This is a genomic window from Bacteroides sp. 4_1_36 (genome assembly GCF_003466325.1).
Lineage (GTDB): Bacteria > Bacteroidota > Bacteroidia > Bacteroidales > Bacteroidaceae > Bacteroides > Bacteroides uniformis.
Window position 1 is genome coordinate 379578 of record NZ_QSOX01000001.1, and the last position, 16606, is coordinate 396183.

21 protein-coding genes are annotated in these 16606 nt (G+C 44.8%); 11 read left to right on the forward strand and 10 right to left on the reverse strand.

The window, feature by feature from the left end; all coding sequences use genetic code 11:
- Nucleotides 1-68: 68 nt before the first annotated feature.
- From DXD65_RS01640 to DXD65_RS01690, 9 genes are all read left to right on the forward strand, one after another.
- Complete coding sequence (locus DXD65_RS01640) at nt 69-1469, forward strand: TolC family protein (protein WP_008663122.1); 1401 nt, start codon at nt 69-71, stop codon at nt 1467-1469.
- 14 nt (nt 1470-1483) lie between these two features.
- Complete coding sequence (locus DXD65_RS01645; RefSeq protein ID WP_005836284.1) at nt 1484-2713, forward strand: efflux RND transporter periplasmic adaptor subunit; 1230 nt, start codon at nt 1484-1486, stop codon at nt 2711-2713.
- Nucleotides 2714-2729: 16 nt separating this feature from the next.
- Nucleotides 2730-3476 carry an ABC transporter ATP-binding protein gene (locus DXD65_RS01650; protein ID WP_005828066.1) on the forward strand — a complete coding sequence of 249 codons (747 nt, stop codon included), beginning with the start codon at nt 2730-2732 and terminating at the stop codon, nt 3474-3476.
- Nucleotides 3477-3529: 53 nt separating this feature from the next.
- On the forward strand, nt 3530-4750 hold the full coding sequence (locus DXD65_RS01655) for an ABC transporter permease (protein WP_005836280.1): 1221 nt from the start codon (nt 3530-3532) through the stop codon (nt 4748-4750).
- A gap of 245 nt (nt 4751-4995) precedes the next feature.
- On the forward strand, nt 4996-6063 hold the full coding sequence (locus tag DXD65_RS01665; RefSeq protein ID WP_008663111.1) for a sensor histidine kinase: 1068 nt from the start codon (nt 4996-4998) through the stop codon (nt 6061-6063).
- On the forward strand, nt 6060-6767 hold the full coding sequence (locus DXD65_RS01670) for a LytR/AlgR family response regulator transcription factor (RefSeq protein ID WP_117887304.1): 708 nt from the start codon (nt 6060-6062) through the stop codon (nt 6765-6767). The genes DXD65_RS01665 and DXD65_RS01670 overlap by 4 nt, the downstream gene beginning before the upstream one ends.
- A 336-nt stretch (nt 6768-7103) precedes the next feature.
- Nucleotides 7104-8276: a tyrosine-type recombinase/integrase gene (locus DXD65_RS01675; RefSeq protein ID WP_117589092.1), complete on the forward strand. Its 1173-nt coding sequence runs from the start codon at nt 7104-7106 to the stop codon at nt 8274-8276.
- A 514-nt stretch (nt 8277-8790) separates the two neighbouring features.
- Nucleotides 8791-8973 (forward strand): hypothetical protein, encoded by a 183-nt coding sequence (locus DXD65_RS01685; protein WP_117589094.1) that lies wholly within the window; start codon nt 8791-8793, stop codon nt 8971-8973.
- Nucleotides 8974-9015: 42 nt separating this feature from the next.
- Nucleotides 9016-9420: a DUF5053 domain-containing protein gene (locus tag DXD65_RS01690; protein WP_117589095.1), complete on the forward strand. Its 405-nt coding sequence runs from the start codon at nt 9016-9018 to the stop codon at nt 9418-9420.
- A 68-nt stretch (nt 9421-9488) separates the two neighbouring features.
- Here the strand turns inward: DXD65_RS01690 and DXD65_RS01695 are convergent, their stop codons facing one another.
- The 8 genes from DXD65_RS01695 to DXD65_RS01725 all read right to left on the reverse strand — a co-directional run bounded on the left by DXD65_RS01695 (nt 9489) and on the right by DXD65_RS01725 (nt 13790).
- Nucleotides 9489-9770, reverse strand: a complete 282-nt coding sequence (locus tag DXD65_RS01695) for a hypothetical protein (protein ID WP_061411824.1) — start codon at nt 9768-9770, stop codon at nt 9489-9491.
- Nucleotides 9771-9983: 213 nt separating this feature from the next.
- A complete protein-coding gene (locus DXD65_RS01700; protein ID WP_008664637.1) occupies nt 9984-10310 on the reverse strand; it encodes a hypothetical protein in 327 nt (108 codons plus the stop codon).
- Nucleotides 10311-10999: 689 nt separating this feature from the next.
- Nucleotides 11000-11167: a DUF6965 family protein gene (locus DXD65_RS20950; RefSeq protein ID WP_158573893.1), complete on the reverse strand. Its 168-nt coding sequence runs from the start codon at nt 11165-11167 to the stop codon at nt 11000-11002.
- A 19-nt stretch (nt 11168-11186) separates the two neighbouring features.
- Complete coding sequence (locus DXD65_RS01705; RefSeq protein WP_117652699.1) at nt 11187-11369, reverse strand: hypothetical protein; 183 nt, start codon at nt 11367-11369, stop codon at nt 11187-11189.
- A 114-nt stretch (nt 11370-11483) separates the two neighbouring features.
- Nucleotides 11484-11945, reverse strand: coding sequence for a DUF6808 domain-containing protein (locus tag DXD65_RS01710; RefSeq protein WP_117887305.1), 462 nt, complete (start codon nt 11943-11945; stop codon nt 11484-11486).
- Nucleotides 11942-12466, reverse strand: a complete 525-nt coding sequence (locus tag DXD65_RS01715) for a glycoside hydrolase family 108 protein (protein ID WP_117887306.1) — start codon at nt 12464-12466, stop codon at nt 11942-11944. The genes DXD65_RS01710 and DXD65_RS01715 overlap by 4 nt, the downstream gene beginning before the upstream one ends.
- A gap of 130 nt (nt 12467-12596) precedes the next feature.
- Nucleotides 12597-12938: a hypothetical protein gene (locus tag DXD65_RS01720; protein ID WP_117589104.1), complete on the reverse strand. Its 342-nt coding sequence runs from the start codon at nt 12936-12938 to the stop codon at nt 12597-12599.
- A gap of 258 nt (nt 12939-13196) precedes the next feature.
- Nucleotides 13197-13790: a master DNA invertase Mpi family serine-type recombinase gene (locus DXD65_RS01725; RefSeq protein WP_117887307.1), complete on the reverse strand. Its 594-nt coding sequence runs from the start codon at nt 13788-13790 to the stop codon at nt 13197-13199.
- 76 nt (nt 13791-13866) lie between these two features.
- On the opposite strand from DXD65_RS01725, the gene DXD65_RS01730 reads away from it, so the two are divergent.
- Nucleotides 13867-14244 carry a hypothetical protein gene (locus DXD65_RS01730; protein WP_117589368.1) on the forward strand — a complete coding sequence of 126 codons (378 nt, stop codon included), beginning with the start codon at nt 13867-13869 and terminating at the stop codon, nt 14242-14244.
- Between the two features lie 130 nt (nt 14245-14374).
- Nucleotides 14375-14779 (forward strand): hypothetical protein, encoded by a 405-nt coding sequence (locus tag DXD65_RS01735; protein WP_117887308.1) that lies wholly within the window; start codon nt 14375-14377, stop codon nt 14777-14779.
- A gap of 797 nt (nt 14780-15576) precedes the next feature.
- On the opposite strand, the gene DXD65_RS01740 is transcribed toward DXD65_RS01735, so the two are convergent.
- A complete protein-coding gene (locus DXD65_RS01740; protein ID WP_117866133.1) occupies nt 15577-16158 on the reverse strand; it encodes a hypothetical protein in 582 nt (193 codons plus the stop codon).
- A 62-nt stretch (nt 16159-16220) separates the two neighbouring features.
- A complete protein-coding gene (locus tag DXD65_RS01745) occupies nt 16221-16562 on the reverse strand; it encodes a hypothetical protein (protein ID WP_117866132.1) in 342 nt (113 codons plus the stop codon).
- Nucleotides 16563-16606 lie beyond the last annotated feature (44 nt).

Sequence of the window (16606 nt, forward strand, 5' to 3'; positions counted from 1 at the left end):
TATCACTTTTGCAATCCTTTCTCCACCCCACTACATTTGCAAATGTAAAACCATAGAATAACGAAGATATGACGAACGTAAAAAGATTGACAGTGATAGCGCTATGTATGGCAAGCTGCATGGGAGTGGCCGCCCAAAACGGCACTTCCACGCAGATACCCGGCAGTTCCGAGCAGCCAGCCGACAGCCTGCCCACCCAATGGGACTTGCAAGCGTGCATCGACTATGCCTTGCAGCAAAACATCACCATCCGCAAGAACCGCCTCAACGCGGAAAGTGCCCAGGTAGATGTAAAAACCGCCCGGGCCGCCCTCTTCCCCAGCCTTTCGGCCAATGTGAGCCAGCGTGTCGTGAATCGCCCGAAGAGCGAGACAAACACCATCATTGACGGCGACAACATCACCAGCAGCCAGAGCAAGACTTCCTATAACGGCAGCTACGGCATCGATGCCAACTGGACCCTCTACAACGGCGGGAAACGCCTCAACACCATCAAACAACAGCAACTGAACAACCGCATTGCCGAACTTAGCGTAGCACAGAGCGAGAACAGCATCGAAGAAAGTATCGCACAAACCTACGTACAGATACTCTACGCCGCCGAAGCCGTGAAAGTGAACGAATCGACCCTGGAAGTGAGCCAGGCCGAATGCGAACGCGCCCGCCAACTTCTCGAAGCAGGAAGCATAGCCAAAAGCGACCTGGCACAACTGGAAGCGCAAGTGAGTACCGACAAGTACCAGCTGGTGACAGCACAAGCCACCCTGCAAGACTACAAACTACAACTGAAACAACTCCTGGAACTGGACGGCGAATCCGAGATGAACCTCTACATCCCCACACTCGGCACGGAAAACGTACTGGCACCCCTGCCCACCAAAACGGACGTTTACCGTTCTGCCCTCGTGCTCCGTCCGGAAATAGAAGCCGGCAAACTGAATATACAAACATCCGACCTCGACATCAAAATTGCCCGCGCTGGCTATCTGCCTACGCTGAGCCTCAGCGCCGGCATCGGAACCAGCCATGCCAACGGCAATGACTTCACCTTCAGCGAGCAAGTCAAACAGAACTGGAACAACTCGCTGGGCTTCACCGTAAGCGTGCCTATCTTCAGCAACCGGCAGACCAAGAGTGCCGTAGAGAAAGCCAAGATTCAGAAGCAGACCAGCGAACTGGACCTGCTGGACGACCAAAAAACGCTGTACAAGACCATCGAAACCCTCTGGCTCGATGCCAACAGCGCCCAGCAGCGCTACGCCGCCGCCACAGAGAAACTGAAAAGTACGCAGACCAGCTATGAACTGATTCAAGAGCAGTTCAACCTGGGCATGAAGAATACCGTAGAACTGCTGACTGAGAAAAGCAATCTGCTCAGCGCACAGCAGGAGACACTGCAAGCCAAATACATGGCCATACTGAATATGCAGCTACTGAAGTTTTATCAAGGAGAAAAAATCGAATTATAATACCTTATATATATATGAACAAAAAAAGAATCATCCTCATTGCCGTAGCTGCCGTAATCATAGTGGGCGGCGGCGTATGGCTCTTCGGTGGTGCCAAGGCCAAGCACAAGGTGACCTACGCCACAGCAACCATCCATAAAGGCGAGATTTCCGAATCCGTAACCGCCACGGGGACCATCGAACCGGTGACGGAAGTGGAAGTGGGTACCCAGGTGAGCGGTATCATCGACAAGATTCATGTAGACTACAATTCCGTAGTAACCAAAGGCCAACTCATTGCCGAGATGGACCGCGTGACACTGCAAAGCGAACTTGCCTCGCAACGCGCCGCCTACAACGGTGCAAAGGCCGAATACGAGTACCAGAAAAAACTCTACGAGCGCAACAAGACGCTGAACGAAAAGCAGCTCATCGCCGCCACGGACTATGAGCAGTCCGTCTATAACTACGAGAAGGCCAAGAGCAACTACGAAAGCAGCCAGGCATCACTGGCAAAGGCTGAACGCAACCTCTCCTACGCCACCATCACCTCTCCCATCGACGGTGTAGTCATCAGCCGCGACGTGGAAGCAGGACAGACCGTGGCTTCCGGCTTCGAGACACCGACACTGTTCACCATCGCTGCCGACCTGACGCAGATGCAGGTTGTGGCCGACGTGGACGAAGCGGACATAGGCGGTGTGGAAGAGGGACAGCGCGCCACGTTTACCGTAGATGCCTACCCGAATGACGTGTTCGAAGGAGTGGTCACACAAATTCGTCTGGGAGATGCCAGCTCAAGCAGCACGTCGAGCACCAGCACCAGCACGGTTGTGACCTACGAAGTAGTCATCTCTGCCCACAACCCGGACCTGAAACTGAAACCACGCCTGACAGCCAACGTCACCATCTTCACTCTCGACCGCAAAGACGTACTGTGCGCTCCTGCCCGTGCCCTGCGCTTCAACCCCGAAAAACCGCTTATCGGAGACAACGATATTGTGAAGGATTGCGAAGGGGAACATAAACTCTGGACCCGCGAAGGCAATACCTTTACCGCCCATCCGGTGAAGATAGGTATCTCCAACGGAGTCAACACGGAAATTATCAGCGGCATTAACGAAGGTACCGTAGTGGTGACCGAAGCCAACATCGGCAGCATGCCCGGTAGCGGCGCTCCGGACATGAGCCAGGAAGCTCCCGGCGGTGAGAAGAGTCCGTTCATGCCTGGCCCTCCGGGAAGTAAGAAGAAGAGCGGAAAATAATACAAAGAAAAGAATTATGAATAAAGCAGTCATTGAACTTCAAAATATCAAACGCAACTTCCAGGTAGGGGACGAAACCGTGCATGCCCTGCGCGGCGTCTCGTTCACCATCCGTGAAGGCGAGTTTGTCACCATCATGGGTACATCGGGCTCCGGGAAGTCGACTTTGCTGAATACCCTCGGCTGCCTGGACACGCCCACCAGCGGCGAATACCTGCTGGACGGTATCTCCGTACGCACCATGAGCAAGCCTCAACGCGCCGTACTACGCAACCGTAAAATCGGCTTCGTATTCCAGAGTTACAACCTGCTGCCCAAAACCACTGCCGTGGAAAATGTGGAGCTACCGCTGATGTATAACTCCTCCGTCTCGGCTTCCGAAAGGCGGAGACGTGCCATCGAAGCCCTGCAAGCCGTGGGGCTGGGCGACCGACTGGAACATAAGTCCAATCAGATGTCCGGCGGTCAGATGCAACGCGTAGCCATCGCCCGTGCCCTGGTAAACAATCCTGCCGTTATCCTGGCGGACGAAGCCACGGGCAACCTGGACACCCGTACTTCTTTCGAGATTCTGGTACTGTTCCAAAAGCTGCATGCCGAAGGACGCACCATCATCTTCGTCACCCACAACCCCGAAATAGCCCAGTACAGCAGCCGCAACATCGTGCTGCGCGACGGACAAATCAAGGACGATACCATCAACACCCAAATCCAGAATGCAGCCGAAGCTCTGGCAGCATTGCCTAAGCAGGAGGAGGAATGAGGGATAAGGGATTAAGGATTAGGGATTAATTTTAAACTTTCCATTAAAACGATATGAACGGAACAAACCTTTTCAAAATAGCCCTGCGTGCCTTGAACAACAACAAGCTGCGCGCATTCCTCACCATGCTGGGCATCATCATCGGCGTGGCGTCCGTCATCACGATGCTTGCCATCGGACAAGGTTCGAAGAAAAGCATCCAGGCGCAAATCTCCGAGATGGGCTCCAACATGATTATGATTCACCCCGGTGCCGACATGCGCGGCGGTGTCCGCCAAGACCCCAGCGCCATGCAGACCTTGAAGCTGACCGACTACGAAGCCCTGCGCAACGAAACCAACTTCCTGGCTGCCGTCAGCCCCAATGTCTCCTCCAGCGGGCAGCTCATCGCAGGCAACAATAACTACCCCTCCTCCGTGAGTGGTGTAGGCACGGACTATCTCGAAATCCGGCAGCTCAGCGTGGAGAACGGCGAGATGTTTACCGAAGCCGACATACAGACCTCTGCCAAGGTGTGTGTCATCGGAAAGACCATCCAAGACAACCTCTTCCCCGGCGGAGAGGACCCCGTGGGACGTATCATCCGCTTCAACCAAGTGCCCTTCCGCGTGGTGGGCGTGCTGAAGTCCAAAGGCTACAACTCCATGGGCATGGACCAAGACGACGTAGTGCTTGCCCCTTACAGCACCGTGATGAAACGCCTGCTGGCACAGACCTACCTTAGCGGCATCTTCGCCTCCGCCCTCACCGAGGACATGACGGACAATGCCACCGACGAAATCACCGAGATACTGCGCCGCAACCACAAGCTGAAGGAGAGTGACGACGACGACTTCACCATTCGCAGCCAGCAGGAACTCAGCACCATGCTGAACTCCACCACCGACCTGATGACCACGCTGCTTGCCTGCATAGCCGGCATTTCGCTCGTAGTGGGCGGCATCGGCATTATGAACATCATGTACGTATCGGTGACGGAACGCACGCGCGAAATCGGCCTGCGCATGAGTGTAGGCGCCCGCGGTGTCGACATCTTGAGCCAGTTCCTCATCGAAGCTATCCTCATCAGCATCACCGGAGGCATCATCGGCGTCATCATCGGATGCGGAGCCAGCTGGATAGTGAAGAGCGTTGCCCACTGGCCCATCTTCATCCAGCCGTGGAGTGTATTCCTCTCCTTCGCCGTATGTACCGTCACCGGAGTGTTCTTCGGTTGGTATCCCGCCAAGAAAGCTGCGGACCTCGACCCGATAGAGGCCATACGCTACGAATAACCTTTTCTCCCTTGCCGGAAGTTAGCCAAATAGTTCTTAAGTATTAGGAAAAAAGTTTCCGGCAATAGGGAAAAAAGTTATGCGAAACCAAGGATAATCTCTATCCCAAGCCTTGGGATAGACATCCGCAAGCTTGGGATACATATCCGCAACCTGGAAACGCTTATCCGCAACCTGCGAACAGAGATTTGCTTCGCAGGCAGCGGATATTTCCAATATCCACCTAAAATCCGTATCTTTGTATCATGATGAAACAACAGCTCCCTAACCCACGCCGCCGCGGCATCGAAACCCTGATACACATCATTGTCTGGGGTATCGTCATCGGTTTCCCCTTTCTGATGATGACACGCAGCGGCTTCAATATCAGCCTTGCGGACTATCTGCGCCACGGTAGCAGCAGTACCCTCTCATTCTTCCTTGTATTCTACATCAACTACTGCCTCCTCATTCCCCGCTACTTGTTCGAGGGACGCATCCGGCAGTATCTCCTGCTGAACACACTGCTCATCATCTGCATTACCACCGGCGCCCACCTTTGGCAAGAATACACATTCCAAAACCATATGCGCGGCGATGATGACGGTCAGCACATGGGGCCTCCCAAATGGATATTCATCTTGCGCGACGTCTCGACCATGATTCTCACCGCCGGCCTCAGCGCTGCCATCAAGCTGAGCCGCCGCTGGGCGCAGATGGACGCCGCCCGCCGCGAAGCCGAGAAAAGCCGCACGGAATCCGAGTTGAAGAACCTGCGCAACCAGCTCAACCCGCACTTCCTGCTCAATACGCTGAACAACATCTACGCCCTCATCGCCTTCGATGCCGACAAGGCACAGACTGCCGTGCAGGAACTGAGCCGACTGCTGCGCCATGTGCTGTATGACAATCAGCAGAACTTCGTCACCCTGGACAAGGAGATGGACTTCATCCGCAACTACATCGAACTAATGCGCATCCGCCTCTCTGCCAACGTCCGTGTGGAAACAAAGATAGACGTCCGACCGGACAGCCGTACGGAAATAGCTCCGCTCATCTTTATTTCCCTCATAGAGAATGCCTTCAAGCATGGCATCTCCCCCACTGAGCCCAGCTTTATCCGTATCCACTTCAGTGAAAGCCCCGGAGAGATACATTGCGAAATAACCAACAGCTATCATCCCAAAAGCGTGGCAGATAAAAGCGGAAGCGGCATCGGCCTGGAACAGGTGCGCAAGCGTCTGGAGCTGACCTATCCCGGTCATTACGACTGGCAGCAAGGAGTGAGTGAGGACATGAAAGAGTATAAATCTATTTTAATTATAAAGATATGAATCTGAAGTGCGCCATTGTAGACGACGAGCCCCTCGCCCTAGGGTTGCTGGAAAGCTACGTCAACAAGACCCCGTTTCTGGAGTTGGTCGGTAAATACTCCAGTGCCGTACAAGCCATCAAGGAGTTGCCCGAGAAGCACATCGACCTGCTTTTCCTCGACATCCAGATGCCCGAACTGAACGGACTGGAATTTTCGAAGATGGTCGATTCCGGCACCCGTATTGTCTTTACCACCGCCTTCGACCAGTATGCCATAGACGGCTACAAAGTCAATGCGCTGGACTACCTGCTGAAACCCATCTCCTACGTCGACTTTCTGCAGGCTGCCAACAAGGCTGTGCAATGGTTTGAATTGCTGCAACAGTCCAAGGAAGAGATTCAGATTCAGAGCATCTTCGTAAAGAGCGAGTATAAGCTGGTGCAAATCGAATTGAGTAAAATTCTGTACATAGAGGGGCTAAAAGACTATCTCAAAATCTACGAGGAGGATTCTCCCAAGCCTATCCTGTCTCTCATGAGCATGAAGGCAATGGAGGAACTTCTGCCTGCCTCGCGTTTCATGCGCGTCCACCGTTCCTACATTGTTCAGAAGAATAAAATACGTATTATAGACCGTGGCCGCATCGTGTTCGGAAAGAATTACATCCCGATAAGTGACAGCTATAAACAAGCTTTTCAAGAATTTTTAGACCAAAGAAGCTAAAAAAATCGACCAATCCGTCGATAAAATCGGAAAAAACGTCGATTTATTATAGAATCCTTTTGCATATTAAAATATGTTTTTTTATCTTTGCACCGAACAGATAGGAGTTGTGAAACTCCCCCAATAGAATAGTTTAGTTAAGTCTAGTTTAGTTTTTGTGTGAAGCACTTCCTCCGTAAGCGAACGTTGGAAGTGCTTTTATTTTAGGTGTATCAGGTACTTACGGAAAAAGCAGATTTCCATCACTTCGCAGCAGGTTGCAAAATTTGATTGTCGGACAATTGTCGGACAGTATTTTTTAATAACCAAATTGTCGCAACTTTATTAAACAAAAAGATGGCAACACTTAAACTTTGTATCGTACCAGCTAAAGTGCTTATCAACGGAAAGCACAAAGTAAGAATATCTCTGGCACACAACTCCGGTACCAGATACATTCCTACAAACTGTATCATCGATGACTTGTCCCAATTTAAAGATGGTCAAGTTATCAATCACCCCGAAGCTGCATCTATGAACATGAAGCTCCGGAACCTGCTCAACCATTACCAAAAAGTCATAGACAACATCTATGATGTGGATGTATATTCATGTTCCGAACTCCGGGAAATCATCATCAAGAAGAAAGACCATACCAATGCCAAATTCTCCTCAGCTATGAATTCTTATCTATCTGAACTCGCAGAAGAGAAAAGAAGTAAATCAGAGAAGTTATATAGGCTATCCTGCCAGTCCTTCATTAAGTCACAAGGTGACTTATTACTTTCTATGATTACACCTCGGAATATAAAGCATTTCGAGATGGACCTTGAGGATAAGAGGTTATCCCCTACCACTATCAAAATATATCTGACATTACTCAAAGTGATTATCAACTATGCAAAGAAGCACAATATGGTAAAATATGAGATTGACCCTTTTGAGTTCTGCCGAATGCCATCCGCTAATATTCGTGAACTAGACCTTACTATTGACGAAGTAAAAGCTATCCGGGATATGGAAATTCCCAAATACAACATAGGTGTAGTACGCGACATATTTATGCTAAGTTATTACCTCGGTGGAATCAACCTTATAGATATGCTTGACATTGATTTCCGTAAAGATTGGATAGAATATTACCGACGGAAAACAAAGAACAAGAAAAGCGGTGAAAGCAAAACCGCATTTTCAATCCAACCGGAAGCCAGAGAAATCATAAACAAATACATGCAAAAAAACGGAAAGCTTGTGTTTGGCAAGTACAAAACATTCGGGCAATGCTACTCCGTGGTATCACGTAAAATGGAAGAACTTGCCAAGATAGCTGGCATAAAGAAACATGTGATATATTATTCAGCCCGTAAATCATTCGTCCAGCACGGATTTGAATTAGGTATCTCCTTAGAAATACTTGAATACTGCATCGGCCAGTCGATGAAAACCAATAGACCAATATTCAACTATTTTAGGGTCATGCGAAAACATGCGGATGATGCAATGAGAAAAATCTTCGACAGTCTAAAGTGATTGTTCTTGGACGAAAGCTATTGCCTCGATAGTAGCTTCTTCCCTCTCCTTTTCTATGTCGGAGTTCAAGCGGTCTATTAAGTCCATATTTCCCGTCAGCGCGGTTTTCACACAATCGGAAAACGTGACTGTCAGCCGATAGTGACCGTAACCAATAAAGGACTTCGTGAGCTTCGGGAAGGATGATTCAGTTTTACCCATAACGCAACCGGATTAAGAATAAGAAGCGGAAAAAGAACGGTTCCGCTTTCCCGTTGCGTTACATATCTACTTACGTCGGATACAGGATGCCATTAAGCTATCTCACGGGGGTCGGAACCGTATATGAATAAGCTACTGGCAAAATCAATCACCAGTAGCCCAACGGTCAGGTTCTACCCGACGCAAATAAAAGTATGTAACGCACTGCAAATATGGAAAAAATATGCGAAATAACGAAAATAATTCATGCAATAGTTGTTTAATAACCAAAAGATTATTATCTTTGTAATGTCAAATAACAAAAGTAATCAACATGAGTAACGAACAAATTAAAAAGGACCTGCTTATACAAAGAGCATTCCTCAAAAAAGAATTAGACCAGCTAAGGTTTATTGCCGAAGTTACCGGAACTAACCAAGAAAAAGAGATTGATAAAAGATTAGACCGATTACTGACAATCGACAAAATATTGAAAGAGTTAGAAAAAAAGAAGTAAAACAAAGCCCCTCTCTCCGGAGAGGGCACTAAAAATAAATATATGGCACTGAAAGATGAATTACTGGCATTAAAGCCACTACTTGGTACAGACTCTCCAGAGTTCTATACCAAAATGACAGAAATAGCAGCCAAGTACAATTCGGAAGAAGACAAGAAAGCTATTGCCAACTTTGTATCAGAGCGCTTACAGAACATTGATAAGAAACTGGACGTTATAGAAGAAAGTGCAATCAAATTGCAATTACAAGAAGTTGCCGAAATAGTTTCTCTAAGCTATCTTGCGAAAAAGTATTTCAACAAGAGCCGTTCGTGGTTATATCAGAGGTTAAATGGCAATCTGGTAAACGGGAAACCGGCACGCTTTACCAAAGAAGAATTACAGACATTCAACAATGCACTACAAGACATATCTCAAAAAATAGGCTCACTTAGTATCTCATATTGATACTCTGTTATTTGACACCATCCCCGTAGTTGAGCCGCTACGGGGATTTTTACTGAAAAAGAAGCGATTCATTCAACTGCCTTTTCCACAATCTCCATCACTACATGGCTTGACTCCAACCAGAACCAATACCACAACCAAAGCATAATCCCACCCAACCAAACAAAAGCCACATCAATATAGTACAAATTTAATATCCTGCTAACCAATACACATAAGAGTTCTCCGCAAAGCACATAGGCAGCAACCATAGTAACAAGCTGGTCATTGGCAACAGTTATCAAAACCAGAATGCCTATAACGGGAAGAAGGGAAATACAATCAATTAGAAGTTGTTGTTTGTCATTCATAATACAATAGGGATTAGAATACAAATATAAACATTATTTTGTATAAAACAACCCTCTATAATAGGAATTTCTGACAAAAAAGAAACGAACTATTATTACAATATAAACGAAAAGAGCGACTATTCAGCCGCCCCTTTCGCATTAACGAGATAGACATAAAAGTATCTCAAATCATCTCTGTAGATGGATGCCGAACCACTACAGAGTTTCCATTCATTCTACAGTTTCTCCTTTTTCATTCAGAAGTACCGTCACTTCTTCAGTGGATTGATTTTCCTTGGTGATGGTCAACACAACCTTATAAATCTTACCGGTTTCTTTCTCGGAAATGAAAGCCTCCTTTATTACAGCCCCCTCATAGTCCTTAGCCAAGACATTCATAACTGCCTGAGGCAAGTCTTTTACTTCCACTTTTGTGAACTCATCCTGAGGATTTTGCTGAGTTTGCTCTACAGACTGTGTTCCAGAAACCACGTAAGCAAATGCTACTGAACTGCCTAATCCCATAACCATTGCTAATGCTACCAATACTTTTTTCATAATCGTAAGTTTTAAGTAAATAAATATAGTTTTTGTATTAACTATAGGACAAACGATATGCCATGATGTACATCAGTACATAATACATTATACATCAGCATATTATAAAAACAAGAAGGAATAATTATGTGTGGAAATATGTGGAACTGAGTACCACACATGGGGAATAATTACACAATATGGATTACTTAATTCCTGGGAAATGGAACAAGGCAGCTGAATAAGCTGCCCCTTCTATAAAACAGTCAACAAACAGACATTCACTAATCAAATGACATAAACATAAGCATAAATAACCCGGCTAAAGCCATAGCAAATGCAATTACCATACAAAACTCTTTTTTCATAACTAATAATTTGGTTAAACACATATTTCCATCGCACGTTCAACAACGCACTCTTGTCTCCGACAAAACCTCAGCCGCATAAAAGCTGAGGTCCAGCATGTTCCTTTCAATATATACAATCAATTAGAGCACACAATGTTGGAACATTCTGCAAATCCAGTATAAAGAAACTGCAATGGCTGAAAGAAGGACTATACTAACACTATATACCGGATTCTACTATAAAGACAACTGCTTTTCTGAAATTCCCTACGTGATTTGAGAGAATTTTATAAAAGAAAGGGCACACAAACGAAAAAGCCCCGACGAAAGCCGGGATATGTCACCCACAATAGATATGAATTAATGCTGCTTAATATCGCATATATTCGCATTAACATACAGAGAGGTGTCAAAGATATGTTCTGCCTCACTTAATGCCACCTCTTTAGGCAATCGGGCTGTTTGTACCCATTCGATTATTGCCTTGACGGATTCCTCGTCGTAAGCATATTTACTTTCTTCTGCCATAGCTACTTTATATAATCATTTATAATTGAAAATACGCGTCGTTCGCCATATCAACGGCATCCTCCAGACTGCCGCCACTTTCTTCCACAAATGCGACTATCGCATTTATGAATTCATCAAAGGAGGCAACACCCTCACCCAAAGTCCTGGCATTGTATTCCTCCTCTGTAAAACCTATATTCTCTATCAATTCCGTTTTCATTGAAACAAGCAGATACCATTTCTTTTATAAATATGAAAAGCCCCGACGGAAGCCGGGGCCACTTATCAAATGAATGATAAGTAAAACTACTACAGCAACAAAGGTATGTTTTTTCTACCACATAAACAAATTATAACTCACCCCACCACCGACATAAAAACCACCCGGATAGCCATATCCAGCCTGCAAACCAAAGCCCCACCGCTTTTTCTTTGGCTTGACAACCACCGGATGATAGATATCATTCGTCACCGTCTGATAAACCGTTCTCGGATACACAGTCATACTATCCAGCCGAGGGTCTACATATCCACTTACCACAGCACGATACGAACTATCTCTATATACTACTTGCTTACGATGAAGCAAGGTATCACCTATCCGTGTCGTATCATCCGGCACGAAACGCCAGAACACAGCCATCGGCGCAGAGATAAGCATCGTATCTACCTTGACAACCGTCTTTATCTTCGTCTCTACACGAACTTCTGCCGGAGACTGCTCATGCGGACGGAACCAAGCCGCCACACAAGCTATAAGCAGCAGTACAATTAATATCCACGGTAACTTTTTCATTCCTCGAACCTCAAATCGTTAATCCGATTCATCCACCCCCGTTTGAATTTATTGTTCGCCGGACGCTTTTTGCATATATCCTCGATGAAATCGAACCGTGCAATCTTAATCATGTCGAACAACTCACGCGGGTTCCTGGCATTCACCGCAGCAATGGTCTTGGGACCTACTATTCCATCCACTGTTACACCAAGCAAACGTTGAGGTATCTTTATCCCATGCGCACCGGATGCCCACACCCAATCAACCAATATATTAGCAACTGATTGCGATTTAATATCGTCAGCTTTCCATCTGTCCCAATAATGCGGCTTGAGCACCCGGTTAACGACATCCTCACGGGTAAGCAGATGCAGGTCATCCACGTCTATATCACCATCACCATCTTTATCATATCCTACTTGTTTCCAAGTGGAAATAGTAACCCCCATATTCGTAGCCCCTCCCAAATCGTCAGGGTCATTTACAAAACCGCCTTCCCATTTGAAAATCCACGGCGCTAATTTATACACATTCGCCATTCTTATTTTCCTCCTTGATTTTTGGTTTTACATAAAAATACAATATATTTGCAAACGCCTTTGTTTAAACTTTAAGTTGTGTAGTATTAAGGGAAAGGGAGCCGTTGTGAAACACCTTCCTTTCCGCGAATCAGTAGCCGTTTTGCGGTTCTCTGTCACCGCATTTCTTCCTCTCACACCGTTTCAGTGCCAGTTCCAGTTTCAAGTCAGAATTAGCCTCCTTCAGTGTAAATAACTCATCCTGCACCTTACGGAGCCGGTCTGTCTGCTCCACAAACCGCTGTTCCTTCACCGAAAGCTGCTTCTGCAGGAACTCGTTGTACTCCCGTAATGCCTTGAACTCCTCGACATCAGCATGTGCGTCCTCAATACGCGCATTGGTCTTGCGCGACATCCACCACTTAATAAGCTGCTTGATGCCCTCGATGCCACCGAGGGCGGTCACCAGCATAACCCAATCATTCATATCCATTTCACCAATTCATTTAATAATCTACTAATAACCATTTTTTGTCCGACACCGCACAAATGTACATCAGGCAAAATCAAACAAGTTGTTGAATTACAATTTTCCACTGACATTCCGTGACAGCAAAAGTAATTGCTTCCACAACCTTGAAAAAGGACATAAAAAAAGAGCTCGATGACAACGTAAGTTGCCACTAAGCTCTTGGTATTTATATACATTTCTACAAGCAAATATAGGAATTTATATTTGAAATCCGATTACTTATTGCATCCTTTTTAAATGGTCATCCAATGTTTTAGGGTTACATTTAAGCTTACGACATATGGCTGCCTTTGAATAACCATATTCGAGCATAGTTCTAATGAGAGGTTCCTTTCCTGTAAGCTTGTAATGCGTGTTTTTATCCCCCTTTTTCCGACCAAGTCGTATTCCTGCAGCTTTTCTGTAAGCAAGGGCCTCCTTGGTTCGCTGACTGATCAAATCACGTTCAATCTCAGCGGATAAACCGAAAGCGAATGCCAATACCTTACTGTTGATGTTATTACCTAATTCGTAACGTTCCTTGACAGTAAGAACGCAAGTCTCCTTAATCATACAGAGGTGAAGCATTGACATAATACCCATCAGGTTTCTTCCTAATCGGCTGATTTCTGTTATGATTAGAGTGTCGCCTTTCTTCATCCTCTTGAGAAGCGGACCTAATTTCCTATCGTTAGCAATTTTGGTACCGGAAACCTTCTCGGACACCCATTTATCTATTACAAGTCCTTTTTCCGTTGCAAATTTCTGGACTTCGAACCTTTGGTTCTCGACAGTCTGTTTGTCTGTCGACACACGAATATATGCGTAAACCATTTTTGCGGTGAAGGTAGTCTTATTCAACAGCCTAACCAAAAAGGGTATTCTAATGACCCTCAAAAGTACAAGGGATATGATAGAGAAGATTGATATTACAGACACAAGCGTGATAAATGCCATCACAAGGCAGCTCAATATAAAGAATATCAGGAATGAGATGTTCCCTACCTGGAGACTGACATTGCAACCGGGGGAGGAATACGATTTGAAGACATCCTATTATGGAATGTACATGGTTCGATGGGCTGATGCTGGGGCGACAGCCTTGATAATGATCGGCGCCGGAGTATCGGCCAATATATTGTTGAATAATGGTGCGAGTATTTCCACGGACTTCACAGAGGTCGGCAAGATTATTTTGAATAAGAAGGCTGTCAATGGCACTGTATTTGTTAAGAACAACGGAAATAAAGAAACGGGAATAAATGTCATGCAGATAACTAATTATTAGCAGGGGTTATTCCCCTGCCTTCCTTACTCGTTCTCGATATAAATTGCTCAGTAACTTTTACTTTTATTGTGCTCATTGCTGTTTATTGCTTATTTCCGTCATATCCTTTGACCCTCAAAAGTACAAAGGTATGATGGAAAAGATTAAGTTGTCAGAAGTGGAGAGAGGTTTGCCTAACGGAATAATTGCTCAGATACGCGGGCTGAACACCCAGGGAGAGGGCATTTTAGAACCGTTGGATTCTTTTTTGAGTGACATATTATGTGCAAGAGGCTCCTTTATATATAACAGTCAAGAAGTTATAGATAACCTCAAGAAACCTGGTGTGTATAAGCATGGGGACCCCATAATTGGTACGGGGACTTCCTATGGCGCGCATGGTGTGCTCTTGGTCTTGTATATAGATGAATATACAATACATATTGATTTTCCTGCAAGGAAAAACTTTATCCTTGTAAGAAAGTGTGTCACTGCCAACGGGAAAGATGAGTGGTCTTCATGGAAATATATATCGTTAACAGACATATCAACGTAATAGGCTTTGCAGGACGGTCAGAGTGAAAAGCACCAACTCTTACTTAAAACTGTGGAATTATTCCACAATACCGTGGAGCACTCCACAATATTCCACAGTATTGTTAAAAGAGGATTTTGCCTTATATTAATGAAAATGAATGCAATATTGTTGCGCAATCATTCTGGCATCAATTTTGTACTATGGTTTATGCCTTAAAAGTTATCAGTAACTTGTAGTTGTTATGGTTAGACAATAGGTATTAGTTGCATTAAGGTTTAAAGACATTTTGTTCATATTGATTTTCATTCGGAAACTCTCTTTGTTTGGCATTGCATCCCGGTCTGTGAAGTATCGGGATGTTTTTACTTAGATGGTTGCTGTTTCCGACTAAATACTGTAACTTTGTATAGTTAGCCGATATACTACTTAACTAATACTATTTTATTCTTTGGAATAATGAAAGTATTCTCAGTCTGTGAAGATCGGATGCTTTTGGTGGGTAATGCCGCCAATTATTCCAGTTAAGTGTTTAGGTTTTATGCAGTTTGCCCCATGAACAAACTGCATTGACAAGAAGTATTCTACCCGTTCAGACCGCGATGGTTTGAGCGGGCTTTTATTTGGCATTCTGATTGATTTTTATTAATTTTACCGCATGTCTTTTTAGGCATAGTAAGTAGTTCTTGTTCTATAAAGTAAAGTCCGAAGAGTTGGAATTTATAGAACTTATACTTAATCAATTAGTTAATACAGACTTTCCGTCTTGTCCGTGAGGATAGGACGGATTTTAATTATAGGCAGAAAATTGGAAAGACTTATGAAATGGTAATTTTATTTTCCTTGGAATGAGAGCCAATAACATATTCCGATGTTACCGCTTCCATGGAGAGAATTTGGTTCTTGTTTCCATTAACATTTGATATGGCATACAACATAAGATAGCCGCCAGAATGGTTTGGGTATTTACTGTTTAAATAAAAACTGAAAGTATTGTCATTATCAACGTAGCATACGATATAGTTACATATTGTTGAACTGTAATTTTCTTTGGATAGACGACTGTCTGCGAATTTGTTCTCCCAATACTTTATATTAACAGAGAAATTCTCATTACTCATATTGTTTTGGTTAAAACCTATAGAGCATTGCAACCTTATGGCACGATATTGTGCCGTACTTATTGCTGTTCTAATTATAAAGCCTTTTACATTTCCAGCTGAAGGAGTGGAAAATAACTTTGGAAATAAGCCTCCTATTAATGTATTCATCACATTTGCCAAATCACTTTTCTTTATTTTCCCCTGACTACCATCTGCCAGTTCCACATACACATAGTTTGTATCAGTCACTATCTGACACTGGTTCATTACTTGGCTTATGTTTACCTTCTCTATCATATATCCCTTGTACTTTTGAGGGTCAAAGGATAGGGTAGGAAAATGGATACTCCAAAAGTCTCTTATGTTTTGGTATTATTTATTAACGTCCAATCTTTCAAAACCTCTCCATTGCTACGAATGGTTTTAATATATATTCTTGCAGAGTTGGTAATATATAAATGGGCTGTGTATTGAAACCCTCTTAGCGCTAATAAAATTCCAGTGCCCATATTATTTAAATTATCAGTAGATGAATATACACCGGCACTGATTTTACTATCGTATTCTTCATTTAATATATTCTTACCTTGTTCAAATCCATTAGCTTGCATAAGTCCCTTGTTTGCTTCTGTTGCAGCAGGCAGTTTTTCTCTGATTAACTCAACCACATTGGCATCTGTTATATTAACCTTTTCTATCATATCCCTTGTACTTTTGAGGGTCGTCATTTTCGGATAAAAACGAC

Bases quoted from the DNA above. Each gene is read 5' to 3' on its own strand.
- DXD65_RS01640 (WP_008663122.1), top strand. From the start codon at position 69: ATGACGAACGTAAAAAGATTGACAGTGATAGCGCTATGTATGGCAAGC.
- DXD65_RS01645 (WP_005836284.1), top strand. From the start codon at position 1,484: ATGAACAAAAAAAGAATCATCCTCATTGCCGTAGCTGCCGTAATCATA.
- DXD65_RS01650 (WP_005828066.1), top strand. From the start codon at position 2,730: ATGAATAAAGCAGTCATTGAACTTCAAAATATCAAACGCAACTTCCAG.
- DXD65_RS01655 (WP_005836280.1), top strand. From the start codon at position 3,530: ATGAACGGAACAAACCTTTTCAAAATAGCCCTGCGTGCCTTGAACAAC.
- DXD65_RS01665 (WP_008663111.1), top strand. From the start codon at position 4,996: ATGATGAAACAACAGCTCCCTAACCCACGCCGCCGCGGCATCGAAACC.
- DXD65_RS01670 (WP_117887304.1), top strand. From the start codon at position 6,060: ATGAATCTGAAGTGCGCCATTGTAGACGACGAGCCCCTCGCCCTAGGG.
- DXD65_RS01675 (WP_117589092.1), top strand. From the start codon at position 7,104: ATGGCAACACTTAAACTTTGTATCGTACCAGCTAAAGTGCTTATCAAC.
- DXD65_RS01685 (WP_117589094.1), top strand. From the start codon at position 8,791: ATGAGTAACGAACAAATTAAAAAGGACCTGCTTATACAAAGAGCATTC.
- DXD65_RS01690 (WP_117589095.1), top strand. From the start codon at position 9,016: ATGGCACTGAAAGATGAATTACTGGCATTAAAGCCACTACTTGGTACA.
- DXD65_RS01695 (WP_061411824.1), bottom strand. From the start codon at position 9,770: ATGAATGACAAACAACAACTTCTAATTGATTGTATTTCCCTTCTTCCC.
- DXD65_RS01700 (WP_008664637.1), bottom strand. From the start codon at position 10,310: ATGAAAAAAGTATTGGTAGCATTAGCAATGGTTATGGGATTAGGCAGT.
- DXD65_RS20950 (WP_158573893.1), bottom strand. From the start codon at position 11,167: ATGGCAGAAGAAAGTAAATATGCTTACGACGAGGAATCCGTCAAGGCA.
- DXD65_RS01705 (WP_117652699.1), bottom strand. From the start codon at position 11,369: ATGAAAACGGAATTGATAGAGAATATAGGTTTTACAGAGGAGGAATAC.
- DXD65_RS01710 (WP_117887305.1), bottom strand. From the start codon at position 11,945: ATGAAAAAGTTACCGTGGATATTAATTGTACTGCTGCTTATAGCTTGT.
- DXD65_RS01715 (WP_117887306.1), bottom strand. From the start codon at position 12,466: ATGGCGAATGTGTATAAATTAGCGCCGTGGATTTTCAAATGGGAAGGC.
- DXD65_RS01720 (WP_117589104.1), bottom strand. From the start codon at position 12,938: ATGGATATGAATGATTGGGTTATGCTGGTGACCGCCCTCGGTGGCATC.
- DXD65_RS01725 (WP_117887307.1), bottom strand. From the start codon at position 13,790: ATGGTTTACGCATATATTCGTGTGTCGACAGACAAACAGACTGTCGAG.
- DXD65_RS01730 (WP_117589368.1), top strand. From the start codon at position 13,867: ATGATAGAGAAGATTGATATTACAGACACAAGCGTGATAAATGCCATC.
- DXD65_RS01735 (WP_117887308.1), top strand. From the start codon at position 14,375: ATGATGGAAAAGATTAAGTTGTCAGAAGTGGAGAGAGGTTTGCCTAAC.
- DXD65_RS01740 (WP_117866133.1), bottom strand. From the start codon at position 16,158: ATGATAGAGAAGGTAAACATAAGCCAAGTAATGAACCAGTGTCAGATA.
- DXD65_RS01745 (WP_117866132.1), bottom strand. From the start codon at position 16,562: ATGATAGAAAAGGTTAATATAACAGATGCCAATGTGGTTGAGTTAATC.